The sequence below is a fragment of the Amycolatopsis jiangsuensis genome (assembly GCF_014204865.1).
Taxonomy (GTDB): domain Bacteria; phylum Actinomycetota; class Actinomycetes; order Mycobacteriales; family Pseudonocardiaceae; genus Amycolatopsis; species Amycolatopsis jiangsuensis.
In genome coordinates, this window is the sequence record NZ_JACHMG010000001.1 from 957,723 (window position 1) to 972,668 (window position 14,946).

Genomic DNA, 14,946 nt, shown 5'->3' on the forward strand with positions numbered 1-14,946 from the left:
GTGTTCGCCACCGCGGCAGACGGGTCCAAGCTCTGGTACGACACCGCCCCCGGTCCGCGTCCGGTGCTGTTCGTGCACGGGTTCGCCTCCGACAGCGACAGCACCTGGGTACGCACCGGATGGGTGCGTGCCGTGCAGGACAGCGGCCACGTGCTGGTCGACCTGCGTGGACACGGGCAGAGCGGCAGGCCGGCGTCGGGGTACTCGCCGCGGGGGCTGGCGCGGGACGTCCTGGCCGTACTGGACGAGGCCGGACTGTCCGAAGTGGACGCGGTCACGTACTCGATGGGCGGCCTCGTGGGCTGGGAGCTGGCCCGCCTCGCGCCCGGACGGATCGGCAGGCTGGCGCTCGGCGGAATCGGCGGCGCGGCCGTCGACCGGGCGGACCTGGCCCGCGTCCAGGCCGCGCTGTCCGGCGGCGATCTCGAAGCCTGCGCGGACGCCGTGGCCGGTCACCGGCTCGAGGGTGCGCCGCCGTGCCCGGTGCTGTTCGCGGCGGGCGAAACCGACGAGGTGGCCGTGGACGCCCCGGAGTTCGCCGCGTCGATGGACGCTCCGTTCGTCTCGCTCGAGCGGCGCAACCACTTCAACGCCGTGTCCAGCAGGCGGTTCAAGCAGGCCGCGCTGGACTTCTTCGCACGCTGAGTGGCCCCGCGCGACTCGGCGGCCTGTTTCCGTGGGGACGGCTGCGTCCGGGCCCGGAACGGTCACTCTAGGCTGAACGCGTGACCACGGTCCCCGAGCCCAAGACCGAGCCCTCCCTCTGGCGGCAGGCGCTCAACGTCCCCAACCTGCTGTCCCTGCTGCGGCTCGCCGGAGTCCCGGTGTTCCTGTGGCTGCTGCTCGGGCCGAAGGCGGACGGCTGGGCACTCGGCGTGCTCATCTTCTCCGCGCTCACCGACTGGCTGGACGGCAAGCTCGCCCGCTGGCTCGACCAGATGTCGCGGCTGGGGGCGCTGCTCGACCCGGCCGCCGACCGGCTCTACATCCTCGCCACGCTCGTCGCCTTCCTGCTGCGCGACATCATCCCGTGGTGGGTCGTGGTGCCGCTCGTGCTGCGGGAGCTGGTGCTCGGGATCTGCGTGCTCGTGCTGCGCCGCGGCGGGTTCTCTCCGCCTGAGGTGACCTACATCGGCAAGGGCGCGACGTTCGTGCTGATGTACGCGTTCCCGTTCCTGCTGCTCACCCAGGGCGGTTCCACGGTCGCCGCGGTCGCGCGGCCGATCGCGTACGCGTTCATGATCTGGGGTGGGGTGCTTTACCTCTGGTCAGGGGTGTTGTACGTGGTACAGGCGGTGCGCGCGATGCGCACGCGGTGAGGGAAGATGACCGGCCAGGAAGTCCGGCACCAGGAAGGGGAGGGCCTTGACCACTCCGGAAGAGCTGCGCTACACCGAGGAACACGAGTGGGTCGCCCGGGAAGGCTCGCTCGTGCGCGTGGGCATCACCGAGTACGCCCAGGACCAGCTCGGCGACGTGGTGTTCGTCGACCTGCCCGAGGTGGGCAGGCAGCTCGGCGCGGGGGACGCGCTGGGCGAGGTCGAATCGACCAAGAGCGTGTCCGAGCTGTTCGCGCCGGTGGCCGGCGAGGTCGTCGCGGTCAACGACGCGGTCGTCGCATCGCCGGAGCTGATCAACTCCGATCCGTACGGCGAAGGGTGGCTGGTGGACCTCCGGCCCGCAGACCCCGCGAGCCCGGACACGCTGCTCGACGCCGAGGCGTACCGGGCGCTCGTGCAGGGCTGAGGGTTTCGGGGGAGCCGCGAGGTCCCGGACCGATCAGGCACGGTACGTTGACAGCCACACGTTCTTGGTCGATGGCAACATCTTGTGTAGAGGAGAGCTCAGGTGAGCACGAACGACGGGCCCGGCGTTCCCCCGGAGCAGTCTCCGGAGCGGACCTCTGTCTTCCGGGCCGATTTCCTGGCCGATGTCGAAGGCCAGGAGTCCGGGCCGGCCGCGGAGGCACCGGTACAGGGCGTCGACGCCCTGCCGCCGGGTTCCGCCCTGCTGGTCGTCAAGCGCGGACCCAACGCGGGGTCGCGTTTCCTCCTGGACCGCGACACCACCAGCGCGGGACGGCATCCGGACAGCGACATCTTCCTCGACGACGTCACGGTCTCCCGCCGGCACGCCGAATTCCGGCGTGAGGGCGGCGAATTCGTCGTGATCGACGTCGGCAGCCTCAACGGCACCTACGTCAACCGGGAGCCGGTCGACCAGGCCGTGCTCGCCGGCGGTGACGAGGTGCAGATCGGCAAGTTCCGCCTGGTCTTCCTGACCGGCCCGGGCCACGGGGGCCAGGGGGCACAGTGACGGCGGCCGGCCAGCCCGGTCGTGACCAGGCCCGGCGCGACGGGATGAGCATCGGGGCGGTGCTCGCGCAGCTGCGCGGCGACTTCCCCGATGTCACCATCTCCAAGATCCGGTTCCTGGAAGCGGAAGGTCTGGTCCGGCCGGGCCGTACGCCCTCGGGATACCGGCAGTTCGCGCCGGCCGACGTGGAGCGCCTGCGGTTCGTGCTGTCCGCACAGCGCGACCACTACCTCCCGCTGAAGGTCATCAAGGAGCAGCTGGACGCCGCGGACGCCGGGACCGCGCCGGACGAGCCGGCACCGCGGCTGCCGCGCCGGCTCGTCCCGCTGGGTGATCCGAGTTCCGGCGGACTGCCCGTCGCCGCGGACTTCGAGCCCGGCCCGGATGCCCGGCTCACCCAGGAAGACCTGCTGGAGCAGGCCGGGATCGACGAGCAGGTACTGGGGCAGCTGTGCCAGTACGGCCTGCTGCGGCCCGGTCCGGCCGGGTTCTTCGGGCCGGAGGCGGTGCCGATCGCGCGGACCGCGCGGGCGCTGACCGAATTCGGGATCGAGCCGAGGCACCTGCGTGCCTTCCGCGCCGCCGCCGACCGCGAGGTGGGCCTGCTGGAGCAGATCGTGACCCCGATGTACCGGCATCGTGACACGGACGCCAAAGCCCGCGCGGACGAGGTGGTCCGGGAGCTCGCCGCGCTGTCGGTCACGTTGCACACGCTGCTCGTGAAGGCCGGCATCCGCGGGGTCGCCGGCGGTTGAGCCCGGGCTCCCGCACGGTGAGAACCGGTTCGCCGCACCTGTCAATGCCTGAATGTTCGCCGCCGTATGCCGTACCGTGAGAGACGGTTTGCGGCGCCGCGAACCGAGAATGTCCGCCACGAGCGAGCACAGCGCCCGGATGACGGGTAGCGTCGGAGGCAACGGCGCGAGTACGTCGCAAGCGCTGCAGCCCGTGTGCACGAGAGGGAGGCGAAGCCCGATGAGCGAGATGCGCGTCGTCGGAGTGCGGGTCGAACTGCCCGCGAATCAGCCGATCTTGTTGCTGCGGGAGACCGAGGGCGAGCGGTACCTGCCGATCTGGATCGGCTCGGTCGAAGCCACCGCCATCGCACTGGAGCAGCAGGGAGTCCGACCCGCCCGGCCACTGACGCACGACCTGCTCAAAGAGGTCATCGGCGCGCTCGGCCGGGAGCTGGAACAGGTCGTGATCACCGACCTCAAGGAAGGCACGTTCTTCGCCGAACTGGTCTTCGACGGTGACATCCGGGTGTCCGCGCGCCCCAGCGACTCGGTCGCGCTGGCGCTGCGGATCGGGGTGCCCATCCACGCCGTGGACGCGGTGCTGGAGGAGGCGGGCCTGATCATCCCGGACGAGCAGGAGGACGAGGTCGAGAAGTTCCGCGAGTTCCTCGACTCGGTCTCCCCGGAAGACTTCCGCGGCGCCGACACCTGACCCTCCCGCCGGCCAGGCGTGGGTCGCCGCTTCCCGGATGCCAGCTGCGGTTCGACTGGCCCGGGTCTCCCGGATGGCGCAGGCGGGATTTTCGCTCGACCGCGCTGGCCATGAGCTGCGGGCCAGGTCACTCGGACGATGGGCCGCAGGCCGGATTCCGGGTGTAGGCGAGGCAGTGTCGTGACGTAGCGCCGCGGGCGGTGGGCTTCCCGGCGATGGAGTTGCCCGCCGGGAAGACCGCCGCCGTGACCGAGGCACGAGGTCATCGTGGGGCGGTGGCGCGTTCGAACAAATCCGCCAGTTCGCGGCCGTACCGGTCGAGGTCGATCGACGGGTCGGCCGCGTAGGCGGCCGCGACCCCGTCGACGGCGTGGGCGATCGATAGTGCGACCACCTCCGCGGAGATGTCGCCGAAGGCACCCTCCCGGCGGCCCTGCTCCAGTTGCCGCTGCACGAATCCGGTGCGCACCTGGCTGAGCATCACGCCGGTCATCGACCAGCCGTCGTGGTCGTCGGTGTGGGCGGCCATTTCGACCAGCACCCGCACGCATTGGGGGTAGTCGCGCAGGAACGCCACCGATGTTTCGAGGTAGGCGCGCAGGTTCGCGGCCCGGTCGCCCGGGTCGATGCCGGTACTGCGCTCCTGCAGATACTGCGTTTTGGTCTCGACCACAGTGCTCAGCACCGCCTGCATGAGGCCGGCCTTGTTCGTGAAGTGATAGGAGATCAGCCGGGTGCTGCTCAGCCCGGCGCGTTCCTTGATGCGCGCGAACGTGGTGCGCGCGTAGCCGTGGTCGGCGATCGTCGCGATCGTCGCCCCGATGATCTGCGCCCGCGTGGTGGCCTCGGTGATGCTCAGGCCGAGTTCGGCTTGACTGTTCTGGGTTACTTGCATGAGTAAAAAGTAACACGTATGAGTAATACGTGTCATCCCGTACGGCGAACGGGCCAACTCTCGACACCGGCTTGAGGTGCGCCGCGCGTCGCGTTGACCGGCCCGCGGCGCGGCCTTACCGTCGAAGGCGGTAAATCGCCACGATGTGATTCGCCGACCGCGTGCGGTCGTGGCGGTGCTCCCCGGCCGATCCCGCTCCTGGGTCCGGCCGGCTGTGTTCGCCGGCCGACGAGGTCGGGCGAGGGGAGGCTTGCGTGGTCGAGGCTGGTAGTCCGGAGAGGCCGCCCGAACGTGTCGCCGGCGGCGAGCAGGGCGAGCTGTTCCCCGACGCCTCACTGCCCGACGAGCTGGTCGGCTACCGCGGGCCCGCGGCCTGTCAGATCGCCGGGATCACCTACCGTCAGCTGGACTACTGGGCGCGCACGAAGCTGGTCGCGCCGAGCATCCGCACCGCGCACGGTTCCGGTTCGCAGCGGCTCTACTCGTTCAAGGACATCCTGGTCCTCAAGGTCGTCAAGCGGCTGCTGGACACCGGCGTCTCACTGCAGAACATCCGCGTCGCGGTCGAGCACCTGCGGGTACGCGGGGTACGGGACCTGGCCAGGGTGACGCTGTTCTCCGACGGCACCACGGTGTACGAGTGCACTTCGCCGGAGGAGATCGTCGATCTGCTGCAGGGTGGGCAGGGCGTGTTCGGCATCGCGGTGAGCGGTGCGATGCAGGAGATCAACGGCACGATCCACGAGTTCCCCGCCGAGCGCGCGGACGGCGGCGTCGTCGAGGCCGTCGTCCCGGACGAGCTGACCCAGCGCCGCAACGCCCGCCGCACCGGATGATCGCCGCCCGCGGCGTGCGGCTGGACTGAACGCGCGGTCGACGATTCCGCGCGCGAGAGACGGAGCCGGTATCCACGAGCTCGGCGCCGAAGGAACAAGTCCTCCCCGGAACCTCTCAGGCAGTGGTTTGAACCTCTTCTCGTGGTCTGGACCGGGCGGATGAGGGACGGCCAGATCCACCCGCGAGGCCGGATCGAAGAGTGGCAGTCGAAATGCACGCCGCCACAACCTGGTGCCCCGGCGGCGGACGAAGTGCCGCCCGCCGCCGGAACCTGTGTCGGAGTCCGGGCCAGGACCAGCTGCCCGGTGCCCAACCGCGGCTCAGGCCGGGACTTTGTCCAGGAAGCCGTGCACCTTGGTGATCCGGCCGTCGGCCAGTTCGATCACGTCGAAGCCGATCGCCAGCGGGTCCGGGGCCGCCGGGGTGCACAGGTTCCACTGGAAGCGGGCCAGGTCGTGGTGGGCGTCCGGCTCGGCGGGCAGGCTGAACACCAGCCCGGCGAACTGTTCCTGTGCGCCGGCGATGAAACCGTCGATCGCGTCGTGGCCGGTGGCCGTGCCGAGGGGATCGGTGTAGGACGCGTCCGGGGTGAAGACCTCGGCGATCAGCGCACGGCGGCGGCTCGCGTCGGTCTCGTTCCACACGGCGAGGTAGCGGTGGGCGAGCTGCAAAGCCTCGGACATCGGGATTCTCCTTGTTCGGTAACGGTTTCTGCGGCACAGCCTGGCCGAGCCCACGCGCCGGGTCGATTACCCGGCAGGTAATGATTCCGGCGTGCTCGGGCGGTGCGGTGGCCGTTACCCACGAGGTAATGGTCACCGCATACAGCAGGCCGTAGCGTCTGCGGAGTGACCACTACGGTGAAGGCGCCCGTCGGCGAGCTGCTGAGGGAATGGCGCGACCGGCGCCGGATCAGCCAGCTCGATCTGGCGATCTCCGCGGAGATCTCGACGCGCCACCTCAGCTTCGTCGAAACCGGCCGTTCCCGGCCCAGCCGCGACATGGTGCTGCGCCTCGGCGAGCACCTCGATGTCCCGCTGCGCGAGCGCAACCGGCTGCTGCTCGCGGCGGGTTACGCCCCGGCGTACGGCGAAGCGGGACTCGCCGCACCGGAGATGGCGGTGGTACGCGAAGCGGTCCGGCGGCTGCTCGCCGGCCACGATCCGTACCCGGCGGCGGTGGTCGACCGGTCCTGGAACCTGGTCGACGCCAACCGGAGCCTCGCGCTGCTCACCGAGGCGGTTACCCCCGAGCTGCTGGAAGGCCCGGTCAACGTCCTCCGCGTCACCCTGCATCCGGAAGGCATGGCGCCGCACGTGCTGAACCTGGGGGAGTGGCGGGCGCACCTGCTCGGCCGGCTGCGCCGCCAGGTCGAGCAGACCGCGGACCCGGTGCTCGCCGAGCTGCTCACCGAACTGCGCGGGTACCCGTGCGCACAGCCGGTGCCCGAGGTGGAGATCCCGGGCCCGGGCGACATCTTCGTGCCGCTGCGATACCGGCACCGCGACGCCGAGCTGACCTTCTTCAGCACGATCGCCACGTTCGGCACTCCGCTGGACGTGACCGTCGCGGAGCTGGTGATCGAATCGTTCTTCCCGGCTGACCCGGGGACCGCGGAGTACCTGCGCGAGCGTTGAACCCGGCTACCATCCCGCGGATGAGAGCGTTCGTCGTGACCGGCCCCGGGGTCGCCGGGGTGTCCGAGGTGCCCGAGCCGGTTGCCGCGCCCGGCGAGGTCGTGGTCGATGTGGAACGGGCCGGGGTGTGCGGCACCGACGTCGAGTTCTTCACCGGCGAAATGCAGTACCTCGCCGAAGGGCACGCCCGCTACCCGATGCGCCTCGGGCACGAGTGGTGCGGCACGGTGTCCGCGGCCGGTGCCGGGGTGGACCGCGCCTGGCTGGGCCGCCGCGTCACGGGCGACACGATGCTCGGCTGCGGCCGGTGCCGCAGCTGCCTCGGCGGGCACCAGCATGTGTGCGCGCAGCGGCAGGAGGTCGGCATCCGCGGCGGCCGGCACGGTGCGCTGGCCGAGCAGCTCGCGGTCCCGGTCACCTCGGTGCACGAGCTCCCCGCCGGGCTCGACCCGGCACTCGGTGCGCTGGTCGAGCCGGGTGGCAACGCCTTCCGCGCGGCCCGTGCCGCGGCAGGGGAGCGGGTCCTCGTGCTCGGCCCGGGCACGATCGGCCTGCTGACCGCGCTGTTCCTGCGCGCGGCCGGCAGCGAGGTACATCTGGCCGGAACCACTCCGTGGTCGGTGGAATTCGCCTGTTCCCTGGGTTTCGCCGCCGGTACCGCACCGCCGCCACTTCCGTTCGACGCGGTCGTCGACGCGACCGGCGATCCGGCCTCGCCGGCGCACGCAGTGGAGCTGGTGCAGCCCGCGGGCCGCGTCGTCTACATCGGACTCGCCGGGGAGCCCAGCCCGGTCGACACCCGGAACCTGGTGCTGAAGGACATCACCGCGGTGGGCATCCTGAGCGCGTCGCCCGGCCTGCGCGCGACGATCGACGCTTATGCCGCGGGCGAAGTCGATCCCCGCCCGCTGGTCGCGGCGACCGTCGGGCTGGCCGACGTCGCCGCGGTCCTGGCCGGGCAGCGGCCGCCGGGAGCCACCGCGGGCCCGAAGATCCACGTGGATCCCCGAACCTGAGCACTCAGGCCAGGTACTCCGCCGCCGCGCGCAGGCTCACATACGATCCGCTGAACGTGTCGATCCGCGGCCGGTCCGCCGAAACCGGGCCCGGAACACCGGTCTCCACCCTGATGTAATCCACAGTGGACAATCGATCCAGGAAGTCGCGGACGGCCGGATGCCGGTGCGCCTCCCGCGTCACCACCACGACGCTCGGCCACGACCCCGCTTCCGCGAGCACCTTCTCCGCGTCGGCGGGGCCGACCGTCAGCGCCCGGGTGCCGGGAACCAGCTCGCTCAGGTGCGAGCCGAGACCCCACGGCATCGGCCCGGCCGCGATGGTCGGGTCGGTGCGCACGTCGACGACAAGCGGCGCGCCGGCGAGCGCGGGTTTCCCCGTGATGCGCAGCGCGGCGCGTGCGGCTTCCAGCCCCAGAGTGCGATCGACCGGACGCAGCGGTGCCGTGGCGGGGGAAGTTCCCAGCGATGCCGTGCGAGCGGCCGCGTCGGCGAGGCGGTCCGCGGAAAGCCTTCCTTCGGCGACCGCGTCGACGATGGCTGCCGTGATCCGGTCCAAGGTCGAGGCGTCGAAGGCCGCACCGCCGACGCACAACGCGTCGGCGCCTGCGGCGAGTGCCCGGACAGCCGCGTCACCCAGGCCGTCGTGGCGCCCGTAGGCGCCGGAAACCGCGCCCATCTCCAGAGCGTCCGTGATGACCGCTCCGGTGAAGCCGAGCTCGCCGCGCAGGACGTCGGTCAGCGCGGTGCGGTTCACCGTTGCCGGTTCCTGGCCCCACTCCCGCACGACGAGGTGCCCGGACATGACCGCACGGACGCCGGCCTGGATCGCCGCGGCGAACGGGACCAGTTCGACCGACGCCAGTTCTTCGGGCGTCCGGGGAAGAACCGGCAGGGCGACATGAGAATCCTCAGTCGCCGCGCCGTGTCCGGGGAAGTGCTTCGCGCACGCGGCCACGCCGTACTTCTGCAGCCCGGTCACGTAGGCGGCCACGTGCGGCGCCGCGGCCGCCGGATCGGAGCCGAACGCTCGCACACCGATGATCGGGTCCTCCGGCGCGAGCGTCAGGTCGGCGCATGGGGCCAGGTTCACCGTCACCCCGCAGGCCGCCAACCGTTCCCCCAGCGCCGCCGCGACGGACGTGGTCAGCTCGGGATCCCCGGCCGCGCCGAGCGCCAGCGGCCCCGGCACGAACGAGCCGGTGGCGACGTCGAGCCGCGTGACGTCGCCACCCTCCTCGTCGATCCCCACGACGATGTCCTCGCGTTCCGCGCGCAGGCCGGCGGTCAGCGCCGCGACCTGCTCGTCGTCGACCACGTTGCGGCCGAACAGGACCACGCCGCCGAGCCCGCCTGCCAGCCGGCGCAGCAGCCAGTCCGGTGCGGTCGTCCCGGCGAACCCGGGCAGCAGTACGGCTTCGGCCCACCTGCGGGGGTCGGACATCGGCTATCCCTTCACCGCGCCGGCGGTCATCCCGGACACGAGTTTCCGTTGCACGATCAGGAAGAACACCAGCGCGGGAATCGCGTACACCACCGAAGCGGCCATCACCCCGCCCCAGTCCACGGAGAACGCGGTGCGAAACGACGACAGCCACACCGGCAGCGTCTGCTTCGACTGGTCCCGCATGAATACCAGGGCGAAGAGGAACTCGTTCCACGCGGTGATGAAGCTGAACACCGACGTCGTCACCAGCCCGGGTCCGAGCAGTGGCAGCGTGACCCGGCGGAACGCGCCGGTGCGGCTGCAGCCGTCGATCATGGCCGCCTCTTCGAGGTCGTACGGGATCCCGTTGACGAACCCGTAGAGCATCCACACGGTGAACGGCAGCGACGTCGCGAAGTAGACCAGCAGCAGCGACGGCAGCGTGTTCAGCAGTCCGATATCCCGCATCAGCAGGTACATCGGGATGAACAGCGCGGACAGCGGTGCCAGCTGCGCCACCAGAATCAGCAGCAGGAACCCTTTGCGGCCGCGGAAGCGGAACCGTGCGAGGGGGATCGCCGCGAGCACCCCGACGACCAGCGCTGCGAGCACCGCGCCGAGCGTGACGATCAAGCTGTTGCCGAGATAGGTGACGAACCCCGGCTTCGTGAGCGCGGAGGCGAAGTTCGACAGCGTCGCCGAGGACGGGAACAGGTCGAACTTCGGCGAGAGGATCTCACCCGGCGTCTTGAGCGCCGTGGTGAACATCCAGTACGTCGGGAAAAAGAACACCAGCGCGACCAGCACGCCGGCCACCGAGAGCGTGACCCGCTGGGTCCGGGACTTCCTCACGTGATCTCCCCGTCCTTGGTGCGGACCAGCAGCTGCACGTACCGGGCGGTGACCGCCAGGAGCAGCACCAGCATGATGGTGGCGATCGCCGCGGCGGAGCCGAAGTGGCTGCCCGCGATGCCCTTGAGGTACTGCAGGATCGCCAGCGTGGTGCTGGCCCCGTCCGGCCCGCCCTGGCGGATCGCCCAGACCTGGCCGAACATGTTGAAGTCCCACAGCACCGACAGGAACGTGACCATGGTCAGGATCGGCCGGATCACCGGCCAGGTGACCGCCCGGAAGGTCTGCCACGGCCCGGCGCCGTCGATCCCGGCCGCCTCGTAGTGCTCGCGGGGTACCCCGAGCAGCCCGGCGTAGAGGGTGAAGGCCACGAACGGCACCGCCTGCCACAGCACCAGCAGCCCGATCACCGCGAGGGTGCTGGTGCCGCTGGAGAACCAGGAGTAGCCGATGAACGAGTGGAACCCCAGTTTGTCGAGCGTCTTGTTCAGGATCCCATACTGCTGGTCGAAGATCCACTGGAACACGGTCGTCGTCGCGATCACCGGGACCGCCCAGGCCAGCACCAGCGACACCTGCACGCAGATCCGCAGCACCGGGTTGAGGTGGCGCATCAGCACCGCGATCAGCAGCGCGATCAGCAGGGTCGCGGCCACCAGCGCGGCGGTGAACACCACGGTGCGCACGGCGACCGACCAGAACTCCGGGTCGGTCAGCACGTCGGTGTAGTTCTGCAGACCGACCCAGACGGTCTTCCCGGTCACCAGCTCGCGCAGGTCGAGTTGCCGGGCGCTGATGCCGAGCATCTGCACGGTGGGCCAGCCGAGCAGCACGAGCACGGCGGCGAGGGCGGGCAGGATCAGCAGGTACGGCGTGAGCCGTTCCGCGCTCCAGCGGCGTTTCGGGGGACCGACGCGGGCCGATGCCGGCGGGGTGGTGCCCGCCGGCATCAGCGCGTCCTTCGTCGCGGTCATCCGCCGATGATCTTGTCGAGGGCGGTGTTCGCGTCCGCGGTGGCCTGGTCCAGATTCTTCTTCCCGGTCAGGTACGCGGTCAGCATGTCCTTCAGCGGGTTCTGCCCGGATTCGACTTCACCCCACTTCGGGCTCGTCGGGACCGCGCGGCCGTTCTGCGAGGCCTGCGCCATCACCGCGCCGAGCGGGTCCTTGGACAGTGCGCTCACGTCGGTCGACGCGCCCGGCACGGCACCCGCGGCGGCCACCTGCGTCATGTACTTGGTGCTGGTCAGCAGCTTCAGGTACTCCTTGGCCAGATCGGAGTTCTTGCTGTTGACCGGCACGACCAGGTTCGAGCCGCCGAGAAACACCGGGGCGCTCTTGCCGGCGTTCTCGGACGGGATCGGGAAGGCACCGGTCTTCGCGGTGATGCCCGGGTCGGTCTCGGCCGCGGTCGGCACCTCACTCGGCACGCCGATGAACATGGCGACCTTGCCGCCGCCGTAGATGCCGGCCTGCTGCGGGTTGGCCTCGTCGTTGTCCTTCGGCGCGGTGGTGCCGGAGGCCTCCACGAGCTGCTTGTAGAACTCGAGACCGGCCTTGGCGCCCGCGCTGTCCAGCGTGGACTTGAAGCCCTTGCCGTCGGGCTTGGCGATGTCCCCGCCGTTGTCCCAGATGAACGACAGCAGCGCGTACCAGTTCTGCCCCGGCATGTACAGCGGCTGGAACTCCTTGTCGCTGCCGAACTTCGCCTTCAGCTTGGTGATCGCGTCCAGCCATTCCTGGGTCGAGGCCGGCGGCTTGGCGATGCCCGCCTGCTCGAACATGTCCTTGCGGTAGATGACCTCACGGCTGGCCGCGTAGAAGGGCACGCCGTAGGTCTTGCCCTCGTACTCGCCGGAGGCTTTGAGCCCGGCCAGCCACTGTGCTCCGTTGAGGTTCTGCGCGTCCCCGGAAAGATCGGTCAGCACGCCCTGGGAGGCGAACGCCGGGGTCTGCGTGTTGCCGACCTCGATCACGTCCGGCGGCGTGTCGCTGGCGAGCGCGGTGGTCAGCTTCTGCTGGATGCCGTTCCACTGCTGGATCTGGTAGTCGACCTTGATGCCCGGGTGGGCGGCCTCGAACTCCTGGTTCAGCGCCTTGGTCATGCTGTCCGGCGCGGAGCCGGTCATCAGCCAGACCGTCAGCGTGCTGCCCTGTCCGCCTCCCGCACCGGAGGCGTCGTCACCCCCGCCGGAGCCGGCACACCCGGCTGTCGCGAGCGTGATGGCGGCGGCCCCCGCCGCCAGCTTGAGCCAGCGCTTCACTTGTCCGTCCCTTCGATGCCCGGCCGCCCGGCCGGTGAGTGACAAATGGTGTAGACCAATGTTGAGAGAGTGGTCCGGACCACAGCCGGTGTCAAGGCGGTTGCCAAGATGTTGTGAACGAAAGCCGAGATTTGACCCTCGGTGTCCGCGCGACTACGCGGGTACGCTGAAAAGGCCTGGTGAATCGCCGAGAGGGGGTTGCGCGAGCAATTCGCGCACGCACGCGGCGGTTGGTCAGCACCTCGCGCCCGGCCGGTCCGGTGGTCCGGGGTGGTCCGCCCGGTTGCGCATCGTGAAACCCCGGACCGGACATCGTGCCCGGGCCCGGGGGCGCCCGCTCGCCGCGGTGCCGGAGCGACGGTCCCGGAGGGGATGGTTGCCGCAGTGATGGTTGCCGAAACGACGGGTGCCGGAGCGATGGTTGCCGGTGCCCTGGGTGCCGAGGCGACGCTTGCCGCGGCGATAACCGTGCACGTCACGTCGCAGGAATCTGCCTTCCGGAGGCGATGCCGGCGCCGGGCAAAGGCCGTCGCCGTCGAGGGGGTCGGGGCCGTTACGCTGCCGGGGTGACCACGACTCGACCGGCTCTGCGCGGCTTCGCGGGCTTCGTCCTCGCCCTCCGGTTCTGCACCGAACTGGCGTTGCTGGCCGGGCTCGCGGTCGCCGGGGCGCGGCTCGGCGGGAGTGTGCTGCTCGACGTGCTGGCCGCGGTGCTGTGGCCGGCACTGGCGGCGGTCATCTGGGCGTTCGTGGTGGCACCGCGCGCGAAACGGCGTGCGCCGGAACCGACCCGGTTCTTCCTCGAGGTGGCGCTGTTCGGCGTCGCCGCGCTCGGCCTGATCGCCTCGGGGCTGCCGGTGGCCGGCATCGTGCTCGGTGCGGCCGGCATCGCGGTGGCCGCCGCGGTCCGGGTGTGGGCCCGGGACGGCTGAGCCGCTCAGTCCAGCCCGTCGATCCGCTCCAGATCGGCTCGCCTCAGCGTGGTCGTGCGGATCGCCAGCTCGGTGAGCAGGTTGTGGTTGAGTGAGTTCCCGATGGGTTCGGGCACCTCGTCGCGGCGGAGCCCGGCCACGCCCGCGGCGGAGAGCCGGCCGCGCACCCCGGCGATCACCCGGTCCACCTTCTTCTCCTCCCAGGCCGCTTCCGGCTCCAGCTCGGCGAGGATCGCGGCGACGTGGCCACGGCTCATCGGCTGCGGCCGGGGGTCACGGCGCAGGAACTGCTGGCCCAGCAGGGTCAGCACGAGCCGTTCCCGCTCGGTGAGCCGCCACTGCAGTGCGGGCAGCGTCGGACCGGCGGCCGGCGGCGGACGATCGTGGTCGGCGGCGGCCACGTAGACCTCGAGCGGATGCTTGCGCCCACCGGAGCCGGTCACCAGCAGCAGGACGGTGCGCCCGGGCGGCATCGCCACCGGCTCGTCGTCCGCGTGCAGCTGCCGGGTCGGCGCGTACTCGATCGGGGTGTGCCCGCTGTTGAGCAGCCACCAGGTGCCGTTCCGGCAGGTGAACGAACCGTGCTCGCGGCTGACCCGCCGGTCGTCCGGGCCGACCAGTACGCCCTCGGTGCCCGGGTCGCGGCCGAACGGCAGCCGGACGTGCTCGCCGGCCGGCCGGACCACCGTGCCGGAGAGGCTGCGGACCGAAAGGGCGCCCGGCGGGCCCGGGCTCGGCGGGGCCGGCTCGGCGGCGGGGGAGACGGTCACCGCGGTTCCTCTCCGATCGGGGACCGGTCCCCTCACCGGGCCGGTACCGTGCGTCCATGAATTTTCGCACCACTGCCCGGTTCTCCGCTGCGCCGGTGGCATTGTCCGCGCTGCTCGCCGGATGCTCGGCCACCCCGGACCCGGCGCCCGCGCCGCCCGCTCCGTCTCCGTCGTCGTCCGCCGCGCCGTCGTCCGAGCCGGTGCCCGACCGCCAGCCGCACACCCTCGTGCTGAACGCGGACGGCAGCGGCGCGCTCAAGGAGATCGTCTACACCCTGGACGGCACCACGAAGCAGACCGGCACGGTGCGGCTCCCGTGGCGCCAGTCCATCACCGTCCCTGCCGACGGCAAGGCCCACCAGTGGACGCTGGAGATCAGCTACTCCGGCTCCGGCGCGAACAGCATCGAGCTGTACTCGGTCTTCGACGGCAAGGAATCAGTCCACACCGGAGCGGCAGGCGGCGGCTCCGGCAACACCCAGCTGAGCTCCTCGGTGGGCGGGACCGTGCAGGGCTGACGCGCTCAGCGTGCTGCACCGAACCAGCGCGGCCG

At 70.9% G+C, this 14,946-nt stretch carries 18 protein-coding genes; 11 read left to right on the plus strand and 7 right to left on the minus strand.

Translation table 11 applies throughout. The features are described from left to right. From BJY18_RS04230 to BJY18_RS04255, 6 genes are all read left to right on the plus strand, one after another. Complete coding sequence (locus tag BJY18_RS04230; RefSeq protein WP_184777817.1) at positions 1 to 645, plus strand: alpha/beta fold hydrolase; 645 nt, start codon at positions 1 to 3, stop codon at positions 643 to 645. 80 nt (positions 646 to 725) lie between these two features. Then, the gene (clsA, locus tag BJY18_RS04235) at positions 726 to 1,319 is read left to right on the plus strand and encodes a cardiolipin synthase ClsA (RefSeq protein ID WP_184777818.1); all 594 of its coding nucleotides are present in this window, start codon (positions 726 to 728) and stop codon (positions 1,317 to 1,319) included. Positions 1,320 to 1,365: 46 nt separating this feature from the next. Then, the gene (gene gcvH / locus BJY18_RS04240; RefSeq protein WP_184777819.1) at positions 1,366 to 1,746 is read left to right on the plus strand and encodes a glycine cleavage system protein GcvH; all 381 of its coding nucleotides are present in this window, start codon (positions 1,366 to 1,368) and stop codon (positions 1,744 to 1,746) included. A gap of 102 nt (positions 1,747 to 1,848) precedes the next feature. Continuing rightward, positions 1,849 to 2,316, plus strand: coding sequence for a glycogen accumulation regulator GarA (gene garA, locus BJY18_RS04245; protein WP_184777820.1), 468 nt, complete (start codon positions 1,849 to 1,851; stop codon positions 2,314 to 2,316). Further along, positions 2,313 to 3,071 (plus strand): transcriptional regulator FtsR, encoded by a 759-nt coding sequence (gene ftsR / locus BJY18_RS04250; protein WP_312873734.1) that lies wholly within the window; start codon positions 2,313 to 2,315, stop codon positions 3,069 to 3,071. Before garA ends, ftsR begins: the two co-directional genes overlap by 4 nt. A 220-nt stretch (positions 3,072 to 3,291) precedes the next feature. Further along, the gene (locus BJY18_RS04255; RefSeq protein WP_009078856.1) at positions 3,292 to 3,765 is read left to right on the plus strand and encodes a bifunctional nuclease family protein; all 474 of its coding nucleotides are present in this window, start codon (positions 3,292 to 3,294) and stop codon (positions 3,763 to 3,765) included. Positions 3,766 to 4,027: 262 nt separating this feature from the next. Here the strand turns inward: BJY18_RS04255 and BJY18_RS04260 are convergent, their stop codons facing one another. Then, positions 4,028 to 4,660 carry a TetR/AcrR family transcriptional regulator gene (locus BJY18_RS04260; RefSeq protein WP_184777821.1) on the minus strand — a complete coding sequence of 211 codons (633 nt, stop codon included), beginning with the start codon at positions 4,658 to 4,660 and terminating at the stop codon, positions 4,028 to 4,030. A 254-nt stretch (positions 4,661 to 4,914) separates the two neighbouring features. Between BJY18_RS04260 and BJY18_RS04265 the strand changes: the two genes are divergently transcribed. Then, complete coding sequence (locus tag BJY18_RS04265) at positions 4,915 to 5,496, plus strand: MerR family transcriptional regulator (RefSeq protein ID WP_184777822.1); 582 nt, start codon at positions 4,915 to 4,917, stop codon at positions 5,494 to 5,496. Between the two features lie 321 nt (positions 5,497 to 5,817). Here the strand turns inward: BJY18_RS04265 and BJY18_RS04270 are convergent, their stop codons facing one another. Continuing rightward, on the minus strand, positions 5,818 to 6,180 hold the full coding sequence (locus BJY18_RS04270; RefSeq protein ID WP_184777823.1) for a nuclear transport factor 2 family protein: 363 nt from the start codon (positions 6,178 to 6,180) through the stop codon (positions 5,818 to 5,820). 165 nt (positions 6,181 to 6,345) lie between these two features. Here BJY18_RS04270 and BJY18_RS04275 point away from each other — a divergent pair, with 165 nt between their 5' ends. Both BJY18_RS04275 and BJY18_RS04280 read left to right on the plus strand, forming a co-directional pair. Next, the gene (locus BJY18_RS04275) at positions 6,346 to 7,134 is read left to right on the plus strand and encodes a helix-turn-helix domain-containing protein (protein WP_184777824.1); all 789 of its coding nucleotides are present in this window, start codon (positions 6,346 to 6,348) and stop codon (positions 7,132 to 7,134) included. A 20-nt stretch (positions 7,135 to 7,154) separates the two neighbouring features. Further along, positions 7,155 to 8,150: a zinc-dependent alcohol dehydrogenase gene (locus BJY18_RS04280; RefSeq protein ID WP_184777825.1), complete on the plus strand. Its 996-nt coding sequence runs from the start codon at positions 7,155 to 7,157 to the stop codon at positions 8,148 to 8,150. Between the two features lie 4 nt (positions 8,151 to 8,154). Here the strand turns inward: BJY18_RS04280 and BJY18_RS04285 are convergent, their stop codons facing one another. The 4 genes from BJY18_RS04285 to BJY18_RS04300 are packed head-to-tail and all read right to left on the minus strand — an operon-like array spanning position 8,155 to position 12,691. Continuing rightward, on the minus strand, positions 8,155 to 9,594 hold the full coding sequence (locus tag BJY18_RS04285) for a glycoside hydrolase family 3 N-terminal domain-containing protein (protein WP_184777827.1): 1,440 nt from the start codon (positions 9,592 to 9,594) through the stop codon (positions 8,155 to 8,157). 3 nt (positions 9,595 to 9,597) lie between these two features. Continuing rightward, positions 9,598 to 10,428, minus strand: a complete 831-nt coding sequence (locus tag BJY18_RS04290; RefSeq protein WP_184777828.1) for a carbohydrate ABC transporter permease — start codon at positions 10,426 to 10,428, stop codon at positions 9,598 to 9,600. Continuing rightward, on the minus strand, positions 10,425 to 11,402 hold the full coding sequence (locus BJY18_RS04295) for a carbohydrate ABC transporter permease (RefSeq protein WP_184777830.1): 978 nt from the start codon (positions 11,400 to 11,402) through the stop codon (positions 10,425 to 10,427). The genes BJY18_RS04290 and BJY18_RS04295 overlap by 4 nt, the downstream gene beginning before the upstream one ends. Then, entirely contained in the window at positions 11,399 to 12,691 is a 1,293-nt protein-coding gene (locus BJY18_RS04300; protein ID WP_184777832.1) for a sugar ABC transporter substrate-binding protein, read from the minus strand. Before BJY18_RS04300 ends, BJY18_RS04295 begins: the two co-directional genes overlap by 4 nt. 566 nt (positions 12,692 to 13,257) lie before the next feature. On the opposite strand from BJY18_RS04300, the gene BJY18_RS04305 reads away from it, so the two are divergent. Next, a complete protein-coding gene (locus tag BJY18_RS04305) occupies positions 13,258 to 13,623 on the plus strand; it encodes a YrdB family protein (RefSeq protein WP_184777834.1) in 366 nt (121 codons plus the stop codon). Positions 13,624 to 13,628: 5 nt separating this feature from the next. Here BJY18_RS04305 and BJY18_RS04310 read toward each other — a convergent pair whose 3' ends face one another. After that, the gene (locus BJY18_RS04310) at positions 13,629 to 14,393 is read right to left on the minus strand and encodes an FHA domain-containing protein (protein ID WP_184777836.1); all 765 of its coding nucleotides are present in this window, start codon (positions 14,391 to 14,393) and stop codon (positions 13,629 to 13,631) included. 56 nt (positions 14,394 to 14,449) lie between these two features. Between BJY18_RS04310 and BJY18_RS04315 the strand changes: the two genes are divergently transcribed. Next, complete coding sequence (locus BJY18_RS04315; protein ID WP_184777838.1) at positions 14,450 to 14,911, plus strand: hypothetical protein; 462 nt, start codon at positions 14,450 to 14,452, stop codon at positions 14,909 to 14,911. Positions 14,912 to 14,946 lie beyond the last annotated feature (35 nt).